Origin of the sequence: Saccharothrix sp. AJ9571 (assembly GCF_021725495.1) — a bacterium.
Classification (GTDB): Bacteria; Actinomycetota; Actinomycetes; order Mycobacteriales; family Pseudonocardiaceae; genus Amycolatopsis; species Amycolatopsis magusensis.
The window spans coordinates 3,010,981-3,032,743 of the sequence record NZ_CP091382.1; the positions used below are offsets into that span (position 1 = coordinate 3,010,981).

At 70.5% G+C, this 21,763-nt stretch carries 20 protein-coding genes; 18 read left to right on the plus strand and 2 right to left on the minus strand.

Features of this window, described 5'->3' with window-relative positions:
- Positions 1–18: 18 nt before the first annotated feature.
- The 8 genes from L3Q67_RS13465 to folK all read left to right on the plus strand — a co-directional run bounded on the left by L3Q67_RS13465 (position 19) and on the right by folK (position 7,827).
- Positions 19–1,350: a WXG100 family type VII secretion target gene (locus tag L3Q67_RS13465; RefSeq protein ID WP_499189816.1), complete on the plus strand. Its 1,332-nt coding sequence runs from the start codon at positions 19–21 to the stop codon at positions 1,348–1,350.
- Positions 1,350–2,150 carry an ESX secretion-associated protein EspG gene (locus tag L3Q67_RS13470; RefSeq protein ID WP_499189817.1) on the plus strand — a complete coding sequence of 267 codons (801 nt, stop codon included), beginning with the start codon at positions 1,350–1,352 and terminating at the stop codon, positions 2,148–2,150. Before L3Q67_RS13465 ends, L3Q67_RS13470 begins: the two co-directional genes overlap by 1 nt.
- A gap of 49 nt (positions 2,151–2,199) precedes the next feature.
- Positions 2,200–2,994 (plus strand): ESX secretion-associated protein EspG, encoded by a 795-nt coding sequence (locus L3Q67_RS13475; protein WP_499191525.1) that lies wholly within the window; start codon positions 2,200–2,202, stop codon positions 2,992–2,994.
- A gap of 182 nt (positions 2,995–3,176) precedes the next feature.
- Positions 3,177–5,549 (plus strand): ATP-dependent zinc metalloprotease FtsH, encoded by a 2,373-nt coding sequence (gene ftsH / locus L3Q67_RS13480; RefSeq protein ID WP_499189818.1) that lies wholly within the window; start codon positions 3,177–3,179, stop codon positions 5,547–5,549.
- Positions 5,550–5,574: 25 nt separating this feature from the next.
- Positions 5,575–6,144, plus strand: a complete 570-nt coding sequence (folE, locus tag L3Q67_RS13485) for a GTP cyclohydrolase I (RefSeq protein ID WP_499189819.1) — start codon at positions 5,575–5,577, stop codon at positions 6,142–6,144.
- Positions 6,141–6,974, plus strand: a complete 834-nt coding sequence (folP, locus tag L3Q67_RS13490) for a dihydropteroate synthase (protein WP_499189820.1) — start codon at positions 6,141–6,143, stop codon at positions 6,972–6,974. The genes folE and folP overlap by 4 nt, the downstream gene beginning before the upstream one ends.
- On the plus strand, positions 6,971–7,345 hold the full coding sequence (folB, locus tag L3Q67_RS13495) for a dihydroneopterin aldolase (RefSeq protein ID WP_499189821.1): 375 nt from the start codon (positions 6,971–6,973) through the stop codon (positions 7,343–7,345). Before folP ends, folB begins: the two co-directional genes overlap by 4 nt.
- Complete coding sequence (gene folK / locus L3Q67_RS13500; RefSeq protein WP_499189822.1) at positions 7,342–7,827, plus strand: 2-amino-4-hydroxy-6-hydroxymethyldihydropteridine diphosphokinase; 486 nt, start codon at positions 7,342–7,344, stop codon at positions 7,825–7,827. Before folB ends, folK begins: the two co-directional genes overlap by 4 nt.
- A 57-nt stretch (positions 7,828–7,884) precedes the next feature.
- Here the strand turns inward: folK and L3Q67_RS13505 are convergent, their stop codons facing one another.
- Positions 7,885–8,835: a helix-turn-helix domain-containing protein gene (locus L3Q67_RS13505; protein WP_499189823.1), complete on the minus strand. Its 951-nt coding sequence runs from the start codon at positions 8,833–8,835 to the stop codon at positions 7,885–7,887.
- Positions 8,836–8,896: 61 nt separating this feature from the next.
- On the opposite strand from L3Q67_RS13505, the gene L3Q67_RS13510 reads away from it, so the two are divergent.
- The 9 genes from L3Q67_RS13510 to L3Q67_RS13550 all read left to right on the plus strand — a co-directional run bounded on the left by L3Q67_RS13510 (position 8,897) and on the right by L3Q67_RS13550 (position 17,946).
- Positions 8,897–9,358, plus strand: coding sequence for a DUF3180 domain-containing protein (locus L3Q67_RS13510; protein WP_499189824.1), 462 nt, complete (start codon positions 8,897–8,899; stop codon positions 9,356–9,358).
- A gap of 69 nt (positions 9,359–9,427) precedes the next feature.
- The gene (locus L3Q67_RS13515) at positions 9,428–11,212 is read left to right on the plus strand and encodes a DUF6779 domain-containing protein (RefSeq protein ID WP_499189825.1); all 1,785 of its coding nucleotides are present in this window, start codon (positions 9,428–9,430) and stop codon (positions 11,210–11,212) included.
- Positions 11,213–11,328: 116 nt separating this feature from the next.
- The gene (locus L3Q67_RS13520) at positions 11,329–12,462 is read left to right on the plus strand and encodes a PrsW family intramembrane metalloprotease (protein WP_499191526.1); all 1,134 of its coding nucleotides are present in this window, start codon (positions 11,329–11,331) and stop codon (positions 12,460–12,462) included.
- Between the two features lie 135 nt (positions 12,463–12,597).
- Positions 12,598–13,500: a Rossmann-like and DUF2520 domain-containing protein gene (locus L3Q67_RS13525; protein ID WP_209670753.1), complete on the plus strand. Its 903-nt coding sequence runs from the start codon at positions 12,598–12,600 to the stop codon at positions 13,498–13,500.
- Positions 13,501–14,412 (plus strand): 4-phosphopantoate--beta-alanine ligase, encoded by a 912-nt coding sequence (gene panC, locus L3Q67_RS13530; protein WP_499189826.1) that lies wholly within the window; start codon positions 13,501–13,503, stop codon positions 14,410–14,412. It abuts the gene before it with no gap.
- A gap of 8 nt (positions 14,413–14,420) precedes the next feature.
- Entirely contained in the window at positions 14,421–14,927 is a 507-nt protein-coding gene (gene panD / locus L3Q67_RS13535; protein WP_499189827.1) for an aspartate 1-decarboxylase, read from the plus strand.
- 159 nt (positions 14,928–15,086) lie between these two features.
- Complete coding sequence (gene lysS, locus L3Q67_RS13540; RefSeq protein ID WP_499189828.1) at positions 15,087–16,592, plus strand: lysine--tRNA ligase; 1,506 nt, start codon at positions 15,087–15,089, stop codon at positions 16,590–16,592.
- Between the two features lie 136 nt (positions 16,593–16,728).
- Positions 16,729–17,076 carry a histone-like nucleoid-structuring protein Lsr2 gene (locus L3Q67_RS13545; protein ID WP_153028816.1) on the plus strand — a complete coding sequence of 116 codons (348 nt, stop codon included), beginning with the start codon at positions 16,729–16,731 and terminating at the stop codon, positions 17,074–17,076.
- Positions 17,077–17,370: 294 nt separating this feature from the next.
- Positions 17,371–17,946, plus strand: a complete 576-nt coding sequence (locus tag L3Q67_RS13550; protein ID WP_499189829.1) for a DinB family protein — start codon at positions 17,371–17,373, stop codon at positions 17,944–17,946.
- Between the two features lie 26 nt (positions 17,947–17,972).
- Here L3Q67_RS13550 and L3Q67_RS13555 read toward each other — a convergent pair whose 3' ends face one another.
- Positions 17,973–18,803: a (2Fe-2S)-binding protein gene (locus L3Q67_RS13555; RefSeq protein WP_499189830.1), complete on the minus strand. Its 831-nt coding sequence runs from the start codon at positions 18,801–18,803 to the stop codon at positions 17,973–17,975.
- 374 nt (positions 18,804–19,177) lie between these two features.
- On the opposite strand from L3Q67_RS13555, the gene L3Q67_RS13560 reads away from it, so the two are divergent.
- Positions 19,178–21,733 carry an ATP-dependent Clp protease ATP-binding subunit gene (locus L3Q67_RS13560; RefSeq protein WP_499189831.1) on the plus strand — a complete coding sequence of 852 codons (2,556 nt, stop codon included), beginning with the start codon at positions 19,178–19,180 and terminating at the stop codon, positions 21,731–21,733.
- Positions 21,734–21,763 lie beyond the last annotated feature (30 nt).

Here is a 21,763-nt window from a genome sequence, read left to right on the forward strand (position 1 = left end):
CTCAGGGGGTAATCGAGCATGGCACCGCAGGATGGGTCGAACGTCCCGCTCGGGGACAACTCGTCGACCGTCGACATCGTGGAGAGCGCCCGCGGCCGGTCCGACGGCCCCGACATGGGTGCCGACCGCGCGATCACCAACCCGCCGAACTGGCAGGCGCAGGAGAGCCAGCAGCTCTACGAAGGCGCCACGGTGAACAACGACCCCGGCACCGCCGAGGCCACCAGCCAGGTCTGGACCCAGCACAGCAAGGAGCTGAACCAGGCGGCCAACGACCTCTACAACGCGATCAGCGAGCTGGGCGCGGCGTGGGTCGGCCAGGGTGCCGGTGCGGCGCAGGGCACGCTCGTGGCCATCGCGAACTCCAGCTCCACCGCGTCGGAAGCGGCCAGCACCATGTCCACCCGGCTGGCCCAGCAGGCCGCCGCGGCGGCCGAGGTGAAGAAGATGCCTGCGCCGATGAAGTTCGACCCGCAGAAGCAGACCGAGGCCATGCTGGCAGGCGGCCCGGCGGCGATGGTGGCCGACATGAAGGCCCAGTCGGACGCCGCGGACGAGGTCAAGGCCCAGCAGGTCGCCTTCTTCAACCGCTACACCCAGGCGATGTCCGAGGTGGACAGCACCACGCCGAGCTTCGGCCCCGAGTCGCTCGGGCTCAAGCCGTACGGCGGCACCGGCCCGTCCGGGCTCGGCCTGACCGGCGTCGGCGCGGGTGTGTCCTCGGTGGGCGGTGCCTCGGTGACCGGTCCGTACGGCTCGTACGGCGCCGGGTACTCCGGTGCGGAGACCACCGGTCTCGGCAACAGCTCTTCCGCCGCTTCCGGGGTCGCCCCCGGTTCGTCGGTCAGCTCGGCCACCACGCAGGCCGGGTACACCGCGCCCGGCCAGGGCGTCGGTGCCGGCACGGGTGCCGGTGCGGTGCCCTCGGCGCCCGCCGCCCCCGCCGCTCCGGCGGGCAGCCCGGCGTCCGCGCTGGGTGCGGCCGGTCTCGGCGGTGCCGCCGGGCTCGCCGGTGGCCGCGCGCTGAGCAGTGGCAACCGCAGTGGTGCCACCCGCTCCGCGTCTTCGGAGACCGGCGCCGCCGCGCAGGCCCAGCCGAACAGCGCCGCCAGCGCCGCGCCGCAGAACCCGGGCCTGGTCTCGCCGGGCGGCACGATCGGTGGCCAGGGCACGCCGCCGCCGATGGGCATGGGTGGCATGGGCGGTGCCCACGGCGCCCAGGCGCAGGAGGAAGAGGAGCACACCCACGCTTCGTTCCTGATCGAGCCCGACCCCGACGACGCGTTCGGCGCGAACGAGGCCACGCCGCCGCCGGTGATCGGTGCTTGGACCGACGACGAGGACCGTTAATGGCGCAGGCGGAGCTGCTGACTCCGCTGGAGCTCGACTTCCTGTGGGAGTCCTACGGCAACGCCGAGTTGCCGTACCCGCTGAAGGCCCGCTCGCACGGCGACACCGTCGACGAGCGGGCCACGCTCCGGCAGCAGGTGCTGACCGGCCTGGTGCAGCGCGGGGTGGCCGACAGCCGTGGCCGCCCCGAACCGCACATCGAGGACTGGTTCGGCGTGCTCGCCGGGGCGGAGCTGAGCCTGGATTCGGTGCACATCCCGAACCCGGGTATCGAGCCGCTGCTGGCGGTGGCTTCGGCGCTCGGCGGGCAGGGCCTGCTCGCCGTGCAGGACCACCGCGGCCTGCACCTGCACCAGACCCCGGCGGACGGACTGGCCAGCGCCATCGTCGGCCTGCTGCCGCCGGCGCCGCGTGGCAGTGAGAAGTCGATCACCGTGCCGCTGGAGCAGCTGATCTCCGGGTCCGGTGTGGACTTCATGCAGCGCCGCGCCCCGGCCGGGGCCGACGGCCGGTCCAGCGCCGACGACGACCGCAAGGCACTGGCGCGGCTGCACGCGCAGCCGCGCCTGCGTGGCGGGCAGATCGGCGCGAACGCCCGCAACCGGACGGGCGGCAGGGTGCGCACGCCGGTGCTGAGCTGGTTCGACACCGAGTCGGGCCGGTACTTCACCCAGGCCACCCGCGGCCGCGACGGCCGCGACTGGATCACCATCGCCCCGGCGGACGCCGCCACGCTGCGGAACCGGCTCGGGGAGATGCTCGCGGGAGCCGCCAGCGACGCGGGCGCCGCCCGCATCTGACCCGAAGGAGGAGCGCGTTTTGGCCGCCGCACAGGAGTTCTTCTCGCCGATGGCGTTCGACTTCCTCTGGGAAGCGATGAACCTCGGAGAACTCCCGTACCCGCTGCGGGTCCGCTCGCACGGGGACACCGAGGACGAGCGGATCGCGCTGCGCCAGCGGGCGAACGCCGAGCTGAAGGCCCGCGGCATCCGTGACGCGCACGGCAGGCTCGAACCGCACGTGGAGGAGTGGCTGACCCTGCTGGCCCGCCCCTCCTCCAGCATCGACGCCCTGCACATCCCCGACTTCCAGGCCCCGCCGGTCGGCGTGCTCGCCGCCTCCGACGGCCGCGACGCGGTGGTCGCGGTGCAGGACAACGACGGCATCTGGATCCGGCCCGCCTACCCGGAGAGCCTGGTCTCCTCGGTGGTGGACCTGCTGCCCGCCGGGCCGCGCGGCACCGAGGCGTCCATCACGCTGCCGTTGCAGGAAGCCATGCGCACCCCGCCGAAGCGGCCGGTGCTCTCCGGCGCGGCCAAGGAGGGCGAGTCCGCGGGCCGGGGCCGTGAGCGCCGCCGCCCGTCGCTGGCCGACCGCCCGTCGGACCCGCGTGAGGCGTACGCCCTGCTTTCCGGGCAGCCGCGCATCCGCGGTGGTCAGCTCGCAGCGAACACGCGGAACTCGATGGGCACCCGCCGCCGCTCGCCGGTGCTGGCCTGGTTCGACACCGCCACCGGCCGTTACCTCAGCCTTTCCCGGGCCGGCCGCGATGGGAGCGAATGGGTGACGGTGGCCCCCGCCGACCCGAAGACGCTGCGCAGCCGCCTGGGTGAGATGGTGGCCACCCTCGCCGAGACCCGGTAGGGAACACGGACGGGCACACATCCGTTGACCTGCGGGAGGCTCGCAAGGGTGCCCGTCCGGTACGGGCGGTACCCTGGTGGGACGCGTAGCCCCGTGCGCCGCTGAAGTTGTCAAGATCGTGACGGCGGATGTCACACAAACCGCCTAATCAGGGAGGGCTGAGGCCACCACGGCCGAGTCATATGGACCGGAAGCGCCTGCTCAAGAACCCACTGCTGTGGATCCTGGCCCTCGTGCTGCTCTACTTCGTGTTCTCCACGATCTTCGACAGCGATCGCGCGTACACGCAGACCCCGACTTCCCAGGCGATGGCCCAGGTCACCGGCGGGAACGTCAAGGAAGCGAACCTCGAGGACAAGGAACAGCAGCTCAAGCTGACCCTGGCCAACCCGATCGAGGTCGACGGCAAGCAGGTCACGCAGATCCGCACGCAGTACCCGGCCGAGGCCGGTGACGAGCTGTACAACGGCCTCATCCAGGCCAAGAACAACGGCCAGCCGATCAAGTACGCCACCACGGTGAGCCAGGACTCGATCTTCACCCAGCTGCTGATCTACATGATCCCGCTGGCGCTGCTGCTGCTGTTGCTGATGTGGATGATGAACAACGCCCAGGGCGGCGGGAACCGCGTCCTCAACTTCGGCAAGTCGAAGGCCAAGCAGCTCAACAAGGACATGCCGAAGACGACCTTCGGGGACGTCGCCGGCGCCGACGAGGCCGTCGAAGAGCTGTTCGAGATCAAGGACTTCCTGCAGAACCCGGCGCGCTACCAGGCGCTCGGCGCGAAGATCCCGAAGGGCGTGCTGCTCTACGGGCCGCCCGGTACCGGTAAGACGCTGCTGGCCCGCGCGGTCGCCGGTGAGGCAGGCGTGCCGTTCTACACGATTTCCGGTTCGGACTTCGTGGAGATGTTCGTCGGTGTCGGTGCCTCCCGGGTGCGCGACCTGTTCGAGCAGGCCAAGCAGAACGCGCCCTGCATCATCTTCGTCGACGAGATCGACGCGGTCGGCCGCCAGCGCGGTGCCGGCCTCGGCGGCGGGCACGACGAGCGCGAGCAGACGCTGAACCAGCTGCTGGTCGAGATGGACGGCTTCGACGCCCGCGGCGGCATCATCCTGATCGCCGCGACCAACCGCCCGGACATCCTGGACCCGGCGCTGCTGCGCCCCGGCCGGTTCGACCGCCAGATCCCGGTGTCCGCGCCGGACATGCGCGGCCGCCGGGCGATCCTCGCCGTGCACTCCAAGGGCAAGCCGATCGCGGAGGGCACCGACCTCAACGCGCTGGCCAAGCGCACGGTCGGCATGTCCGGTGCCGACCTGGCCAACGTGATCAACGAGGCCGCCCTGCTCACCGCCCGCCAGAACGGGCACGTGATCACCGACGCCGCGCTCGAGGAGTCGGTGGACCGGGTGATCGGTGGACCGGCGCGCAAGAGCCGGATCATCTCCGAGAAGGAGAAGAAGATCACCGCCTACCACGAGGGCGGGCACGCGCTCGCCGCGTGGGCGATGCCGGACATCGAGCCGGTGTACAAGCTGACCATCCTGCCCCGCGGCCGGACCGGCGGGCACGCGTTGCTGGTGCCCGAGGACGACAAGGAGCTGATGACCCGCTCCGAGATGATCGGCAGGCTCGTCTTCGCGATGGGTGGCCGGACAGCCGAAGAACTGGTCTTCCACGAGCCCACCACGGGTGCTTCCTCGGACATCGAGCAGGCGACCAAGATCGCTCGCGCGATGGTCACCGAGTACGGCATGAGCGCGCGCCTCGGTGCGGTCAAGTACGGCCAGGAACAGGGCGACCCGTTCCTCGGCCGCTCGGCGGGCCGTCAGGCGGACTACTCGCTCGAGGTCGCGCACGAGATCGACGAAGAGATCCGCAAGCTCATCGAGACCGCGCACACCGAGGCGTGGGAGGTGCTCAACACCTACCGCGACGTGCTCGACGAACTGGTGATCGAGCTGCTGGAGAAGGAAACCCTGCAGCGCAAGGACCTCCAGCGCATCTTCGCCTCGGTGGAGAAGCGCCCGCACATCACCGTGTTTAACGAGTTCGGTGAGCGCAAGCCGTCGGACAAGCCGCCGATCAAGACCCCCGGCGAGCTGGCGATCGAGCGCGGTGAGCCGTGGCCCCCGCCGCAGGAGCAGCCGGTGGCGCGCCCGGCGCCGACCCCGGTCGGCACCGCGCCCGGTGGTGGCGACCTGCCCGGCGGGCCGCCGTACGGCAGCCCCGAACCGCCGCCGAACCCGAACCCGTTCGCCCCGCCGCCGCCCGGTGGCTACCCGAACGGCGGCGGGCCCTACAACGGGCCGAACGGCACCGCGCACTGGCCGCAGCCGCAGCAGTACGGCGGGCAGCCGCCGTACCAGCCGGGCAGCGGGCAGAACCCGTCCGGGCCGCCGCACTACGGCGCGCCTCCCGGGTGGACCCCGGCCACCTCGCCGGGTGGCCAGCCCGCCCAGCCGTGGCGTCCCGCCGACCAGCCGCCGCCCGCCGATCAGGGTGGTCAGCGGCCCGAAGGTGACGATCAGGACGGCCAGCAGCGCCGCTGAACCCCGGGTCAGCGATGATGGACCCGTGTTCGATCAGGATCGTGCGGAGAAGGCCGTGCGCGAGCTGCTGCTCGCGTGCGGCGAGGACCCGGACCGCGAAGGGCTGGTGGAGACGCCCGCGCGGGTGGCGCGGGCGTACCACGAGATGTTCGCCGGGCTGTACAGCAACCCGGACCAGGTGCTGGACCGCACCTTCGACGAAAGTCACGAAGAACTGGTCCTGGTCACCGACATCCCGATGTACAGCACGTGCGAGCACCACCTCGTGCCGTTCCACGGGGTGGCGCACGTCGGCTACATCCCGAACTGCCACGGCAAGGTGACCGGGCTGTCGAAGCTGGCCCGCCTGGTCGACCTGTACGCCAAGCGCCCGCAGGTGCAGGAGCGGCTGACCTCGCAGGTCGCCGACGCGCTGGATCGCAAGCTCGAGCCGCGCGGGGTGATCGTGGTGGTCGAGGCCGAGCACCTGTGCATGGCGATGCGCGGCATCCGCAAGCCGGGCGCGCGCACCACCACCTCGGCCGTGCGGGGGATCATGCGCACCTCGCCGACGACCCGTGCCGAGGCGCTGAACCTCATCAAGGGCCGTCGATGACCTGGGCGCTGCCCGCGCCGGGGCGGTGCGTGGTGATGGGCGTGCTCAACGTCACGCCGGATTCGTTCTCCGACGGCGGCCGTTACCTCGATCTCGACGCCGCCCTCGCGCACGCCCGCGAGATGTGGGCGCGGGGCGCGGACGTGATCGACGTCGGTGGTGAGTCGACGCGGCCGGGTGCGTCCAGAGTGGACGCGCCGACCGAGACCGAGCGGGTGCTGCCGGTCATCCGCGCGCTCGCCGAGGAGGGCGTGGTGCTTTCGGTGGACACCACGCGGGCCGCGGTCGCGGCGGCGGCGGTGGACGCGGGCGCGCGGATCATCAACGACGTGTCGGGCGGTCTGGCCGATCCGGACATGGCGAAGGTCGCCGCGGCGGCCGAGGTGCCGTGGGTGCTGATGCACTGGCGCGGGCACAGCCGCGAGATGACCAAGCTGGCCGTCTACACCGACGTGGTCGCGGAAGTCCGGGCGGAACTGTCCGAACGGGTCGACGCCGCGCTGGCGGCCGGGGTCGCCGAAGACGCCATCGTGCTCGACCCCGGGCTGGGCTTCGCCAAGCAGGCCGAGCACGACTGGGCCCTGCTGCACGGGCTGGATTCATTGCTGTCACTGGGTTTCCCGGTGCTCGTGGGAGCTTCGCGCAAGCGGTTCCTCGGCCGGTTGCTGGCGGACGAAGCCGGCGAGCCGCGCCCGCCAGCCGGTCGGGAACACGCCACCGCCGCGGTGTCCACACTGGCCGCCGCGGCCGGGGCGTGGGGTGTGCGCGTCCACGAGGTCGGCGCCACTTTGGACGCCGTGGCCGTCGCCGCGGCCTGGAGGCGGGGATGACCGATCGGATCACGCTGACCGGGCTGCGGGTGTTCGGGCGGCACGGGGTGTTCGAGCACGAGAAGCGCGACGGGCAGGAGTTCGTCGTGGACATCACCGTGTGGCTGGACCTGGACGAGGCGGCCGCGACCGACGACCTGACCAAGACGCTGCACTACGGCGAGCTGGCGCAGCTGGCGGCGGACATCGTCGCCGGGGAGCCGTACGACCTGATCGAAAGCGTCGGCGGCCGGATCGCCGACGAGGTGATGAAGGACTCGCGGCTGCACGCGGCCGAGGTGACCGTGCACAAGCCGTCGGCGCCGATCCCGCTCACCTTCGACGACGTGGCGGTGACGATCCGCCGATCGCGGCGAGGGACACGCGGATGAGCCGCGCGGTGCTCTCGCTGGGGTCGAACCTGGGGGACCGGCTGGGTTTCCTGGCTTCGGTGGTGACCGCGCTGCGGCCGGTCGCGGTGTCGAGCGTGTACGAGACCAAGCCGTGGGGCGTCGAAGACCAGCCGGATTTCCTGAACGCGGTCTGCGTGGTCGACGATCCGGCGCGCGACCACTGCGCCTGGCTGCGCGCCGGGCAGGAACTGGAGCGTGCGGCGGGCCGGGTGCGTGATCAGCGCTGGGGGCCGCGCACCCTGGACGTCGACGTGGTGACCGTCGACGGGGTGCGCTCGACGGATCCGGAACTCCTGCTCCCGCACCCCGGCACGCCGACGCGGGCCAGCGTGCTGATCCCGTGGCTGGAAATCGAGCCGGACGCCGTGCTGCCCGGCCACGGCCCGATCGCGGCGCTGCTCGAAGCCCTCCCGGCGGACGAACGCGCGGGCGTCTGCCTTCGCGTGGATCTCTCCCTCTGAAACGTTCGCTGCGACGAGGTGGCGCCGCGGTCATGCTGTACTGCTGGGCGGGCGAACTCAGTCGATCGCGGCCCGCATCGCTTCGACGAGCCACTGCACGGCGGGTGCCTGGGTGGGGATCGGCGGCCAGCCGTTGATGATCCCGAGCAGCTGCCAGTACCGCTCGGCGCGTGGATCACCGCCTTGGCCGAATCGGGCCAAAACCTCACGCCGATATGACACTTCGTCAGGGTTCCGCTCGCCCGCCCAGGCGTTGAACAGTTCGTCGGCGATGGCTCGCCCTTCCGGGGAATCCGGTGCTAGGCCGGATGTCAGCGCCTCGTTCGCCCGGGTGAACAAGGCGGTGTGGTCCGGTTGGTCCGCGGGCGCCATCGACTCCCCTTCGTCGCGCGCCGCCGAATGGGTCTCGCTCAGCCCGCGGATCAACGCCCGGAAGTCCGGGTCGCCGATGAGCTCGGCGAACTCGATCCACGCCTCGAGCTGCTCGGCCGTCGGGTCGTCGGGCAGCTCGGGCTTCGCCGAGCGCATCCGGTCGTAGAACTCCTGGTCGACGTTGAGCCCGTCGACCATCTCGTCCCAGAACTCGTCGATCAGCCGTCTGCGTTCTTCGTCGGACATCGAGGCCAGCCTGTTCATCAGCTTCACTTCCTCCAGTTCGGAACCCCGTTTCGCGACCGCGCGCAGGACCGATCGCCGCAGCTTGAGCCGCCGGATCTGCTCCTCGATCGCGTCGACGTGCACCGCGGCCAGCTCGGCGACGGAGGTCTGCCCGCCCAGCGCGCGTTCCACCTCCGGCAGGCCCAGACCCAGCTCGCGCAGGGTCTTGACCAGTTCGAGCCGGGCCATCGCCTGCGCGTCGTAGAGCCGGTACCCGGCGTGGGTGCGGCCGGTCGGCGGCAGCAGACCCTCGTCGGAGTAGAACCGGATCGTCTTCACCGGCAGGCCGGTGCGCCTGGCCAGCTCACCGATGGTGAACCGGGGCGCGGTCGCGGTAGGCACAGGACGCATGCTGAACCCTCCAGTCACTGGAGAGTCAAGCGTGCCAGCCGCGGCTGGGTACCGTGGCGCCATGCACTTCACCAGGCCCCGCGAGCTCGTCCTCGCCGGGCTGATCGGCCTCGTCCTCGGCTTCGGCCTGTTCGAACTGTTCTACGGCGAGCTGCCGCGGTTCCCGCTGCTCGCCGGGCTGCCGCTGCTGATCCTGGCGGTGATCGAGGTCATCCTCGGGGTCACGCTGCGTAATCGCATCCGGGCCGGTCGGGTGCTGGACGCCATCGGCATCGCCCGCGCGGTCGCGCTGGCGAAGGCGTCCTCACTGCTCGGCTCGCTGATGCTGGGTGCGTGGCTGGGCGCCTTGGCGTACCTTGTCCCGCGAGGCGGTGAACTCGCCGCTGCCGCTGATGACACGCCTGGCGCCGCGGTGGGGGCGCTCTGCGCGGCGGTGCTCATCGGCGCCGCGCTCTGGCTGGAGCACTGCTGCCGCGCGCCGGAACCGCGTGATCCCGATCATCGTGGGTACCCGACCGGTTAACGCACGGATATCACCGCTCGAAGTACCGAATGGGTCTCGGTCGGGTTACTAGAAGGTACGGTATTGAGCATGACTGGCGTGGGTGACGACTCGCGCGGCCGCCGTTCGGGCAGGCCGTGGCTCGTAGTCGGCTTTGCCCTCGCGGTCGCCGCGACTGCCGCTCTCGTGCTCGCCCAGGACCTCCGCTGGCTGCGACTGGGCATCATCGCCGCCCTCTGGGCCGCGCTGATCGGTGCCTTCATCGCCGCCAAGTACCGCAAGCAGGTGACGACCACCGAGGACGAGGTCGCACAGGCGCAGGCGGTCTACGAGCTGGAGCTGGAACGGGAGATCGCCGCGCGCCGCGAGTTCGAGCTGGAGCTCGAAGCGGAAAGCCGTGAACGGGCGCAGGAGGATTCGCGCGAAGAGCTCGACGCGCTGCGGTCCGAGGTGATCGCGCTGCGGGAGAGCCTGCAGTCGCTGTTCGGCGGCGAAGTGCTGTTCGAACAGGTCGCGCTGACCGCGCAGGCCACCAGGATGCGCTCGCTCAGCGAGGACCAGCGGCTGGTGCAGGCGTCCGGCTCGGTCTCGAAGCCGGCGCAGATCGGCTCCGGCAAGCAGTCGGGCGATCCGGACACCGGTGACCGGCCGACCGAGCTGATCGAGCGGGTGATCGAGCGCAAGGTGGTCACCCACCCGGAGCGCCGCCGCCGGATCATCGACGCGGAGACCGTGCAGAAGCCGGGCGAAAGCTCGCAGAGCCTGCCGAACGTGCTCAACCCGCCGTCCGCGCAGCAACAACACCAGCACCAGCAACATCAGCAACACCAGCACCAGGCGCAGCCCCAGCGCCGCCAGGAACCGCCGGAGGAAGCCGGTCCGCCGACCCGGCGGGTGCGCCCGGCGGACACCGTCGGCTCGGCCGCCGCGCGCGCCAGCAAGGCCGCGGGCGAGGCCAGGGCGGAGACCGCGCGCCGTCAGGCGAAGCAGGTCGAACTGGACAACGCCGCGTCGTCGAATCGGCGGACGCCACCCCCGCCGCAGCCGGAGGAACGCCGCCCGCGTCGCGAGGACATGACGCGTCCCGGCATCACGCCGCCGCGCCCGGCCGCCAAACCGCAGCCGGCACGGGCCCCCGAGCCGGTCAAGCCGAAGCAACCGGCCCCGAAGCCCGCCGCCGCGCGTGCCGAACCGGCCGACCGCTACCTGCCCACCGGGCGCCCGACCGAGTTGTCGAAGGAGTTCGACCTCGACTGGGCCGCCGAGCCGACGTGGGAGTCCGGCCGCCGCAACGGTGCCCCCGCCGCGCACGGCAACGGCTCCTCCCGCAACGGCACCCCGCCGCCGCGCACGGGTGGCCGCCGCCGCGCCGAGCACACCGGTGAGTACGAAGCCGTCCGGCCGGAGCCCGCGCAGCCGAAGCAGCCGGAACCGAAGCAGGAGCCCGCCAGGGGCGCGCACCGGCCGCAGGAGACCGCCGCCCAGCAGAACCCGCCGGTGCGGGCCGTCCAGGGCGAAAGCCGCCCGGGTGGCCGCCGTCGGCGGGGCGAGGAAGAGGGCTACCAGTCCTCAGCCAACCTGCCGCTGCCGAAACCGGCGGCCCAAGCCGAACCCGCCCAGCCGGTCAACGGCGGCGGGCGCAGGCGGCGCGCCGAGGGTGAGCCGCCGTCCTGGGAGCGCCTCGCCGAGGCGGCCCCGGCCAACGGTTCACGGCACTCCGGCGGGCATTCCGGTGGCCACTCCGCCGGGCACTCGAAGGCCGAGGAAGAGAAGCCGGAAGGCACACACGCAGCCGGCCGTTCGGTCAACGAACTGCTCGCCGCGCACGGTGCCGGTGGCACGACCCCGCGGCGCCGGCGCCGAGCCGAAGACTGACGCGCGCTACCCCGGGCGGAGGACACAGCGCTCGTCCGGACAGCACTGCGTAGGGTCTGCAGACCGTGATCGCGACTTCGTCGGTCCAGCGACGGCACAGGCCGCGCCGGATCACCGTGCTGCTCCCGGTGCTGGGGCTGATCCTGCTCGCCCTGTGCGGCCTGGTCCTGTTCGGCGTGCTGACCTCGCGGGTCGGGGCGCTCGCCGTGGTGATCGGCGTGGTCGCCGCACTGGTCCCGGTCGGCGTGGTCACCGCCGTCTTCCTCTGGGTGGACCGCTGGGAGCCCGAACCGGCCAAGTTGCTGCTGGTCACCTTCGCCTGGGGTGCCTTCGTCGCCACCGCGACCGCGCTGCTGATCAACAACACCGCGGAGACCGTCGGCGACCTGCTGCTCGGCAGCGGGAAGGGCAGCACGTTCAGCGCCGTGGTGTCCGCGCCGCTGGTCGAGGAGGCGGCCAAGTCGGCCATCGTGTTCCTGGTGCTCCTGCGCCGCCGCAAGGAGTTCGACGGCGTGGTGGACGGCATCGTCTACGCCGGGTTCTCCGCGGCCGGGTTCGCCTTCACCGAGAACATCTACTACTTCGGCCGGGCGTTCGCGGAGAACGGCTTCGGCGACGGTTCGCACGCGGGCGTGCTCGCCGCGTTCATCCTCCGCGGTGTGCTCTCGCCGTTCACGCACCCGCTGTTCGCCGTGTTCACCGGGCTCGGCATCGGGCTGGCCGCGCGCTCGGTGAGCCGTCCGGTGCGGGTGCTGGCGCCGCTGGGCGGTTACCTGGCCGCGGTCGCGCTGCACGCGCTGTGGAACGGCGCGGCCACCCTCGGCGGGGCCGAGGCCTTCCTCAACATCTACTTCCTGATCATGGTCCCCATGTTCATCGGGGTGGCCATGCTGGTGGTCTGGCACCGCCGACGCGAACAGCGGATCGTGGCCGCCGAACTGCCCGCGATGGCCAGCACGCGCTGGATCGCACCGTCCGAAGTGGACCTGCTGGCCAGCCTGCCGGGACGGCGGAAGTGGCGGCGGCTGGCGGCGAAGGAGTCGGGCCGGGCCGCGGGCCGCGCGGTCGGCACCTACCAGTCGGCGGTGACCGAACTGGCCTTCCTGCGCCGGGCGATGGCCACCGGGACGGCACCGGCGGACGCGGAGAGCCACCACGAGGAACTGGTCGCCACGCTGCGCTCGGCGAGGGCCGAAGCGGTCCGGTTGTCCAAGCGGAGCAGGCCTTCGCGGGGGAGCCGGACCGGGTGAAGCTCATCACCTCCCTGCCGACACCGCCCCCGGTGGCGGCTAATCTCCCAGTCTTCCGGCGGCGGGGCGCGATGGGGCGGGACCGGAACGCATGAGGGAGCATCAACCGGTATGAGCGTCGGAGACAACCGCGCCATGGATCGTCCGGCCAGACTCGCCGTCGGCGTGGTCTCGGCCGGTCGCGTCGGCAGCGTGCTCGGGGCCGCGCTGACCAGGGCCGGGCACACCGTGATCGCCGCTTCCGGGCTGTCGGCCGCTTCGGTCCGCCGCGCCGAACGACTGCTGCCAGGGGTGCCGCTGCGGCCGCCGGACGAGGTGGTGCGCAGCGCCGACCTGGTGCTGCTGGCGCTGCCGGACGACGCGCTGGCCGGCATGGTCCGCGGCCTGGTGGCCACCGATTCCCTGCGCCCCGGTCAGATACTGGTGCACACCTCGGGCGCGCACGGGGTGGAGATACTGGCCCCGGCGGCGGAGGTCGGCGCGCTGCCGCTCGCGCTGCACCCGGTGATGACCTTCACCGGTCGTGAAGAGGACATCGAGCGGATGGCGCACTGCTGCGTCGGGGTGACCGCCGCCACCGGTGACGACGCGGCGTGGAACGTCGGCGAGGCGCTGGTGATGGAAATGGGCGGGGAGCCGGTGCGCATCCCCGAACCCGCCCGCCCGCTCTACCACGCGGCGCTGGCGCACGGCGCGAACCACCTGGTCACGCTGATCGCCGACTGCGCGGAACTGCTGCGCGGTGCCGGGATCGCCGACGCCGAGCGGGTCCTCGGACCGCTGCTCTCCGCGGCATTGGACAATGTGCTCCGTCAGGGCGATCGCGCGCTGACCGGTCCGGTGGCCAGAGGTGACGCCGGGACCGTTCGGGCGCACCTGGACGTGCTGGCCGAACGCGCGCCCGGCATGTCGGCTTCCTACACCGCGCTGGCCCGCCGCACGGCGGCCCGCGCGGCGGGAGCCGGCCTGCTGGCCACGGACACCGCGGCCGAGCTGACCGGCCTGCTCGACGACCACGCCCGAGGGGCTGATTCCTGAATGACCACACCGAAAACCGCGCCGAAGTTCACCAGGGGCGGGCTGAACAGCTACCACCGCGCCGCCGACCTGCGCCGGGTCACCACGGCCCTGCGCCGGGTGGGCCACCAGGTGGCGCTGGTGCCGACCATGGGCGCGCTGCACGCCGGGCACCGGGAGCTGCTGCGCCGGGCGAAGCGGCTGCCGAACACCGTGGTCGGCGCCTCGATCTTCGTCAACCCGCTGCAGTTCGGCGCGGACGAGGACTTCGACGCCTACCCGCGGCCGCTGGAGCGCGATCTGGAGGTGCTGGCCGAGGCCAGGGCGGAGTTCGCCTTCACCCCGGTCGCCGCCGACCTCTACGGCGAGAACGCCCAGGTGACGGTCCACCCCGGACCGCTCGGGGACGAACTGGAGGGCGCGTCGCGGCCAGGGCATTTCGCCGGGGTGCTCACGGTGGTGGCGAAACTGTTCCACATCGTCCGCCCCGACTACGCGTTCTTCGGCGAAAAGGACTACCAGCAATTAGTGCTGATCAAGAAGATGGCCGCGGACCTCGATTTCGAGACCAGGGTGATCGGTGTTCCCACGGTGCGGGAAGCCGACGGGATGGCCCTGTCCTCGCGTAACGCCTATCTCTCCGACGCCGACCGTACGGACGCGGTGGTGCTGTCCCAGGCGCTGACCGCGGGCGCGCACGCCGGCCGCGAAGGCGCGGAGGCGGTGCTGGCCGCGGCTCGTGCCACGCTGGCGGCCGTCCCGCAGGTCGACGTCGACTATCTGGAACTTCGCGGGAACGATCTCGGCCCGGCCCCCGTCGATGGGGAAGCACGGTTGCTGATCGCCGCACGCGTAGGCCGCACGCGCTTGATCGACAACGTATCCGTCCTGCTCGGCGCGGCCGCCGAGCACGGAATGCCAACCGGGGAGTAGCGCAGCACATGTACCGCACGATGCTGAAGTCCAAGATCCACCGGGCCACGGTGACCCAGGCGGACCTGCACTACGTGGGCTCGCTCACGGTCGACGAGGACCTGATGGAGGCGGCGGACCTGCTGCCGGGCGAGCAGGTCTGCATCGTCGACGTGACCAACGGCGCCCGGCTGGAAACCTATGTGATCCCCGGCGAGCGCGGCAGCGGCATCATCGGCATCAACGGCGCCGCCGCGCACCTGGTGCACCCGGGTGACCTGGTCATCATCATCTCCTACGCGCAGCTCGACAACGCCGAAGCCGCCGCGTTCACCCCGCGCGTGGTCTTCGTCGACGCCGGCAACCGGGTGCTGATCAAGGGGGACGACCCGGCCGAGGTGCCGGACGGTTCCGGCCTGCTCAACGGCTCGCTGCCGGTGATCCAGCAGGGCATGGACCCGGCCGGTTTCCCGGTCGCCGAGACGGTCGACGCCGCGCGCCTCGACGCGCTGTTGCAGGAGCAGTCCGAACGCTGAGTGCGCGGTTTCACGCACGCCGGAAACGGCGTGCGTTCGCCGCGTTCACCCCGATTGCGATTTCGCCCACCCGTCGCCCACCGCCACCCTCAACGGAGCTCCGCGCAGATTCAGTAATCCGGTTGGCGTAGCCGATCAACGGGTTCGTACGCTGTGCGCATGAGCGAGAACCCCGCATCCGACCTTGCGAATGAAGACGACCTGCCCGAACAGATGCGCGTTCGGCGGGAGAAGCGGGAGCGGATTCTCGCCGAGGGCATCGAGCCCTATCCGGTGGAGGTGCCGCGCACGCACGGACTCGCCGAAATCCGGGCGGCCCACCCCGATCTGCCCGCGGACACCGCGACCGGGGAACGGGTGGGCATCACCGGCCGCGTGATGTTCCTGCGGAACACCGGGAAACTGTGCTTCGCCAGCCTGCGCGAGGGCGGCGCCGAACTGCAGGCGATGATCAGCCTGGCCAAGGTCGGCGCGGACGCGCTGGCCGCCTGGAAGTCCGATGTGGACCTGGGTGACCACGTGTTCGTCACCGGCGAGGTGATCACCTCCAAGCGCGGTGAGCTGTCGGTGATGGCCGACGGCTGGCGGCTGACCTCGAAGGCGCTGCGGCCGCTGCCGGTGGCCCACAAGGAACTGGCCGAGGAGACCCGCACCCGGCAGCGCTACGTGGACCTCATCGTGCGCCCGAAGGCGCGGGAAGTGGTCCAAACCCGTGCCGGGGTGATGCGCTCCCTGCGTGATTCCTTCCACCGCCGCGGCTTCACCGAGGTGGAGACGCCGATGCTGCAGACGCTGCACGGCGGGGCCGCGGCCCGCCCGTTCGTCACCCGGTCCAACGCCTTCGACATGGACCTCTACCTCCGCATCGCGCCGGAGCTGTACCTCAAGCGCTGCGTGGTCGGTGGTATCGAGAAGGTCTTCGAGATCAACCGGAACTTCCGCAACGAGGGCAGTGACTCCTCCCATTCGCCCGAGTTCGCCATGCTGGAGTACTACGAGGCGTACGCCACTTACGACACGAATGCGGTGATGACCAGGGAGCTGGTGCAGGAAGCCGCGGAGGCGGTGTTCGGCACGCAGGTGGTGACCCTTTCCGACGGCAGTGAGTACGACCTGTCCGGCGAGTGGACCGCCCTGACAATGTATGGCTCCCTGTCGGAGGCACTCGGTGAGGAAGTAACCCCGGAGACCCCGGTGGAGAAGTTGCGGGCCTTCGCCACCGCCCGTGATCTCGAACTCGATCCCAAACTCGGGCACGGCAAACTGATCGAGGAACTGTGGGAACACCTCGTCGGTGATCACCTGCACGCCCCCACATTTGTCCGGGATTTCCCGGTGGAGACCTCCCCGCTGACCAGGCAGCACCGCTCCCAGCCGGGGGTGGCGGAGAAGTGGGACCTCTACGTTCGGGGATTCGAACTGGCGACCGGGTACTCCGAGTTGGTCGATCCGGTGGTCGAACGGCAAAGGCTCGTCGCGCAGTCCCAGCTGGCCGCGGCGGGCGATAGTGAGGCCATGCGCCTCGATGAGGATTTCCTTCGCGCCCTTGAGTACGGAATGCCGCCGAGCGGTGGAGTCGGAATGGGTATCGATCGCTTGCTGATGGCGCTGACCGGGCTCGGTATCCGGGAGACCATCCTGTTCCCGCTGGTTCGACCCGAATAACCCAATCGAGATTTGCGTTTACTCGCGGGAGCGAGTATTAATGTCTTAACCGAGAAGCTCCTGTCAAGGGGCTTGTGGCCCCACCCGATCTTTCCTGACCAAGTTGCGAGCTAGCCCTAAGCAGGAGGAAACCCCAATGGCGCAGAAGGTCCTTGTCTCACTTGTGGACGACCTGGACGGTTCGGAGGCCGAAGAGACCGTCGAGTTCGGTCTGGACGGTGTGAGTTACCAGATCGATCTGTCGGCCGACAATGCCGAGGAACTGCGCGACGCGCTGGCCCAGTACGTCGAGCACGCCCGCCGTGCCGGTGGCCGCAAGCGTTCCGGTGGCCGCCCGGCCACCAAGGCCGTCGCCCGCCCGGCCACCGTCGACCGCGAGCAGAACCAGGCCATCCGGGCCTGGGCGCGCAAGAACGGCTATCAGGTTTCCGACCGCGGTCGCATCCCGTCCGAGGTTGTCGAGGCCTACCACAAGAAGAACTGAGTCACACCCGCTTCTTCCTGCCCGGGGGCATCGGCGTCGGTCGCCGGTGCCCCCCTTCGGTCATGTCGCACCGCGGAATAATGGTGGGCCACTTCACTCCTGGCTTCACCGCCTCGGCCGATCGCGATCGGCTGCTTAGCGCAGGCGCCCGCTCGGCCCATTCGCTGGTTGCGCAGGTTTTCCCGCGGTAATCGGCGGATGGGCTATTCCGCCTTGATGGGTGGTCAACTCGAACGGCCCGCCTTGTCGCGTTTGTTCTAGACCGCTGATCAGCGGGTGTGCGCTAATCGGCGCATGCCAGAACTCCTTCCGCTCGCCGCCGATCGCTTCACCGGGATCGTCCGCGCTATCGAGCCCGCCGACTTCGCCGCCCCCACCCCCTGTGCCGATTACGACGTCCGGGCGCTGCTGCGGCACCTTTTGTACTGGGGACCATTCCTGCTGGCCGCCGCCCGGCGCACGGAAGCGCCCGCGCCGGGGGAGGGCGAGGTGGCGCTGGAACTGGGTGAGGACTGGGCCGTCCGGCTCGACCGGCAGGCCGCCGACCTCACCGAAGCGCTGCTCCGCCCGGGTGCCAGGGAGGGCATGACCGACTTCGGCGGCAAACCGCTGCCCGCGTCGATGCTCTACTCCATGGTCTACGACGAGTTCGTGATCCACGGCTGGGACCTGGCCACCGCCACCGGGCGGCCGTTCGGCCTCGAAACCGAGGTCGCCACGGACCTCTACGACCTGCTCGTGCCGACCGCTGACATGGCGCGGGAGATGAAGGTCTACGGCCCGGAAGTGCCCGTCCCGGCCTCGGCGCCCATCCTGGACCGCCTGCTGGGCCTGACCGGCCGTGATCCCTCCTGGACGCCCGCGCGATAACTACCGTTCCAGGCGCAGGACAGCGCCTAGCCCCGGGAACAGGTGCGGGGGCAGCCTTCGCATTCGGCTTCGGCCGGCAGCAGGTAGGAGAAGCAGCAGCTTTCCCGCCGCCGCACCCATTCCCGCTGGTCGTTCAGGCGCAAGGTGGACGCCGAGGTCAGCGGCGCGTACGTGGCGTCGAGCACGAAAGCGGCGTCCGCCACCCCGGCGCCTTCGTCCCCGCCGTGCCTGCCTGCCCACCAGAGCGAGTTGTCGAGCGCGTCCGTCGCCGCGGCCCAGAGCGTCCGCTTGCCGAGCGGGCTCACCTGCCGGTACGCGCGGACGAACCGGGCGGCGTGCGCGATGTAGTGGCTCCGCAGCACGGCCACCAGCTCGTGCTCGTCCGCGACCACGGTCGCCTCCGGCAGTGACGAGCCCGGGTCGCTCGGCAGGCAGTAGAACTCGGTACCGAGCACCGCGATGCCGTCCGGGTGCGGCCGGTCGCCGGACAGCTTGAACGCCAGTTCGGCGGGGCGCAGCGTGGGTACCCGCCGCTCGTGGTGCAGCAGGAGCGCGGCGGCGTAGGCGGGGACGTGCAGGTACCACGACATCACGTACCCGGCCGCCGTCCGCTTCGGCGCCTCGCCGTGCCGCGCGCGCAGCCAGTCGCCGAGGAGGTCGTGCCAGCGCGTGAACAGGCTCGGCTCGGCGAGGAGCTCCCCGCAGCGCTGCCACTGCCCGCGGCTCGGCCCGTGCGGCAGGTCGAACCGGATGCCCGCCCGGCTCTGCAGCCCGTCGACCCGGCGCAGCGACTCCGTGAGCCCGCCGACACCGCCGACCGCCACCCGCGTGAGGTCGCCGGGACCGCGGAACGACATCGGGCCTCCTGCCGGGGCTGTTCGGGTGATTAGGCGTGCCTTACCTTACCGAAGGTCGCCGATCCTGCCACCCGGGTTCCTCGAAAGTGGGAGGAATCCCCGTCTTCGTGTTGTTCGCGCTGAGCGGACAGCGTGGTGCCCGCGGAATCCTGCGGCTACCTGCGACGTTGGACCTCACGTCAACCATCAGCGGAAACATCTGCCATCGAGCCCGGCCCGAGGGTGGCCGGGTATGCCGACTGACTGGGGCACCAACTGACGTAGTGGTACGCCAGCGCGACCGCATGGCTACTACAGTGGTCTTACGGTGCTGAACTCATCGTGGAAGGAATCGGTGGGTACTCACCGCCGGCGCAGCAGTCGAGGGAGTGGGAATGTTCGAGAGGTTCACCGACCGCGCGAGGCGGGTGGTCGTCCTGGCCCAAGAAGAGGCCAGGATGCTCAACCACAACTACATCGGCACCGAGCACATCCTCCTGGGTCTCATCCACGAGGGTGAGGGTGTCGCCGCCAAGGCGCTCGAGTCGCTGGGCATCGCCCTGGAGGGCGTTCGCCAGCAAGTCGAGGAAATCATCGGCCAGGGGCAGCAGGCGCCCAGCGGGCACATCCCCTTCACGCCACGGGCGAAGAAGGTGCTGGAGCTCTCGCTGCGCGAGGCCCTGCAGCTCGGCCACAACTACATCGGCACGGAGCACATCCTGCTCGGGCTGATCCGCGAGGGCGAGGGCGTGGCCGCGCAGGTGCTGGTCAAGCTCGGCGCCGACCTCAACCGGGTCCGCCAGCAGGTCCTGCAGCTGCTGTCGGGGTACCAGGGCAAGGAGCCCGCCGAGGCCGGAGGCGGCCGCGGCGAGGGCACCCCGTCGTCCTCACTGGTGCTCGACCAGTTCGGCCGCAACCTGACCTCCTCCGCCCGCGAGGGCAAGCTGGACCCGGTGATCGGGCGCGGCAAGGAGATCGAGCGCGTCATGCAGGTGCTCTCCCGCCGGACCAAGAACAACCCGGTGCTGATCGGGGAGCCCGGCGTCGGCAAGACCGCCGTCGTCGAGGGCCTGGCGCAGAACATCGTCAAGGGCGAGGTCCCGGAGACGCTGAAGGACAAGCAGCTCTACACCCTCGACCTCGGCTCGCTGGTCGCCGGTTCCCGGTACCGCGGTGACTTCGAAGAGCGCCTGAAGAAGGTGCTCAAGGAGATCAAGACCCGCGGCGACATCATCCTGTTCATCGACGAGATCCACACCCTCGTGGGTGCGGGTGCCGCCGAGGGTGCGATCGACGCGGCGTCGATCCTCAAGCCGATGCTGGCCCGTGGTGAGCTGCAGACCATCGGGGCGACCACGCTCGAGGAGTACCGCAAGTACGTCGAGAAGGACCCGGCGCTGGAGCGCCGCTTCCAGCCGATCCAGGTCGGCGAGCCCTCGCTCGAGCACACCATCGAGATCCTCAAGGGCCTGCGTGACCGGTACGAGGCGCACCACCGCGTCTCGATCACCGACTCGGCGCTGGTCGCCGCGTCCACGCTGGCCGACCGGTACATCAACGACCGGTTCCTGCCGGACAAGGCGATCGACCTGATCGACGAGGCCGGTGCCCGGATGCGCATCCGCCGGATGACCGCGCCGCCGGACCTGCGCGAGTTCGACGAGAAGATCGCCGACGTGCGCCGGGACAAGGAATCGGCCATCGACGCGCAGGACTTCGAGCGCGCCGCGCGCCTGCGCGACGAGGAGAAGACCCTGCTGGGCCAGAAGTCCGAGCGGGAGAAGCAGTGGAAGGACGGTGACCTGGACGTCGTCGCGGAGGTCGACGACGAGCAGATCGCCGAGGTCCTGGCCAACTGGACCGGTATCCCGGTGTTCAAGCTCACCGAGGAGGAGACCACGCGTCTGCTCCGCATGGAGGACGAGCTGCACAAGCGGATCATCGGCCAGGAGGACGCGGTCAAGGCCGTGTCCCAGGCGATCCGCCGCACCCGCGCCGGCCTGAAGGACCCGAAGCGCCCGTCCGGCTCGTTCATCTTCGCCGGCCCGTCCGGTGTCGGTAAGACCGAGCTGTCCAAGGCGCTGGCGAACTTCCTGTTCGGCGAGGACGACGCGCTCATCCAGATCGACATGGGTGAGTTCCACGACCGCTACACCGCTTCGCGGCTGTTCGGTGCCCCTCCGGGGTACGTCGGTTACGAAGAGGGTGGCCAGCTGACCGAGAAGGTGCGGCGCAAGCCGTTCTCGGTGGTGCTGTTCGACGAGATCGAGAAGGCGCACCAGGAGATCTACAACACCCTCCTGCAGGTGCTGGAAGACGGTCGCCTGACCGACGGCCAGGGTCGTACCGTCGACTTCAAGAACACCGTGCTGATCTTCACCTCGAACCTCGGGACCTCGGACATCTCCAAGTCCGTGAGCCTCGGCTTCCAATCCGGAAACGACGTTTCGTCGAAGTACGAGAAGATGAAGCAGAAGGTCAACGAGGAGATGAAGAAGCACTTCCGGCCGGAGTTCCTGAACCGGATCGACGACATCATCGTCTTCCACCAGCTGACCAAGGATCAGATCATCCAGATGGTCGACCTGATGATCGCGCGGGTCGAGACGCAGCTGAAGGCCAAGGACATGGACATCGAGCTGACCGACAAGGCGAAGGCGCTGCTGGCCAAGCGCGGCTTCGACCCGGTGCTCGGCGCCCGGCCGCTGCGTCGCACCATCCAGCGGGAGATCGAGGACCAGCTGTCCGAGAAGATCCTGTTCGGCGAGGTGCAGGCCGGTCAGATCATCGTGGTCGACGTCGAAGGCTGGAACGGCGAAGAGGGCGAGAAGGACGACCAGGCGAAGTTCACCTTCCGCGGTGAGGCCCGGCCGTCCAGCGTGCCGGACTCCCCGCCGGTGAGCATCGGCGCCGGTACCGGTGACGACCACCAGGAAACCGACGGCGAGTAGCGGTTCCCGTAGACGAAAGGCGCCCCCGGA

What these genes read in the sequence shown, in the direction of transcription:
- L3Q67_RS13465 (WP_499189816.1), top strand. Translation starts at nt 19, where the DNA reads ATGGCACCGCAGGATGGGTCGAACGTCCCGCTCGGGGACAACTCGTCG.
- L3Q67_RS13470 (WP_499189817.1), top strand. Translation starts at nt 1,350, where the DNA reads ATGGCGCAGGCGGAGCTGCTGACTCCGCTGGAGCTCGACTTCCTGTGG.
- L3Q67_RS13475 (WP_499191525.1), top strand. Translation starts at nt 2,200, where the DNA reads ATGGCGTTCGACTTCCTCTGGGAAGCGATGAACCTCGGAGAACTCCCG.
- ftsH (WP_499189818.1), top strand. Translation starts at nt 3,177, where the DNA reads ATGGACCGGAAGCGCCTGCTCAAGAACCCACTGCTGTGGATCCTGGCC.
- folP (WP_499189820.1), top strand. Translation starts at nt 6,141, where the DNA reads ATGACCTGGGCGCTGCCCGCGCCGGGGCGGTGCGTGGTGATGGGCGTG.
- folB (WP_499189821.1), top strand. Translation starts at nt 6,971, where the DNA reads ATGACCGATCGGATCACGCTGACCGGGCTGCGGGTGTTCGGGCGGCAC.
- folK (WP_499189822.1), top strand. Translation starts at nt 7,342, where the DNA reads ATGAGCCGCGCGGTGCTCTCGCTGGGGTCGAACCTGGGGGACCGGCTG.
- L3Q67_RS13505 (WP_499189823.1), bottom strand. Translation starts at nt 8,835, where the DNA reads ATGCGTCCTGTGCCTACCGCGACCGCGCCCCGGTTCACCATCGGTGAG.
- L3Q67_RS13510 (WP_499189824.1), top strand. Translation starts at nt 8,897, where the DNA reads ATGCACTTCACCAGGCCCCGCGAGCTCGTCCTCGCCGGGCTGATCGGC.
- L3Q67_RS13515 (WP_499189825.1), top strand. Translation starts at nt 9,428, where the DNA reads ATGACTGGCGTGGGTGACGACTCGCGCGGCCGCCGTTCGGGCAGGCCG.
- L3Q67_RS13525 (WP_209670753.1), top strand. Translation starts at nt 12,598, where the DNA reads ATGGATCGTCCGGCCAGACTCGCCGTCGGCGTGGTCTCGGCCGGTCGC.
- panC (WP_499189826.1), top strand. Translation starts at nt 13,501, where the DNA reads ATGACCACACCGAAAACCGCGCCGAAGTTCACCAGGGGCGGGCTGAAC.
- panD (WP_499189827.1), top strand. Translation starts at nt 14,421, where the DNA reads ATGTACCGCACGATGCTGAAGTCCAAGATCCACCGGGCCACGGTGACC.
- lysS (WP_499189828.1), top strand. Translation starts at nt 15,087, where the DNA reads ATGAGCGAGAACCCCGCATCCGACCTTGCGAATGAAGACGACCTGCCC.
- L3Q67_RS13545 (WP_153028816.1), top strand. Translation starts at nt 16,729, where the DNA reads ATGGCGCAGAAGGTCCTTGTCTCACTTGTGGACGACCTGGACGGTTCG.
- L3Q67_RS13550 (WP_499189829.1), top strand. Translation starts at nt 17,371, where the DNA reads ATGCCAGAACTCCTTCCGCTCGCCGCCGATCGCTTCACCGGGATCGTC.
- L3Q67_RS13555 (WP_499189830.1), bottom strand. Translation starts at nt 18,803, where the DNA reads ATGTCGTTCCGCGGTCCCGGCGACCTCACGCGGGTGGCGGTCGGCGGT.
- L3Q67_RS13560 (WP_499189831.1), top strand. Translation starts at nt 19,178, where the DNA reads ATGTTCGAGAGGTTCACCGACCGCGCGAGGCGGGTGGTCGTCCTGGCC.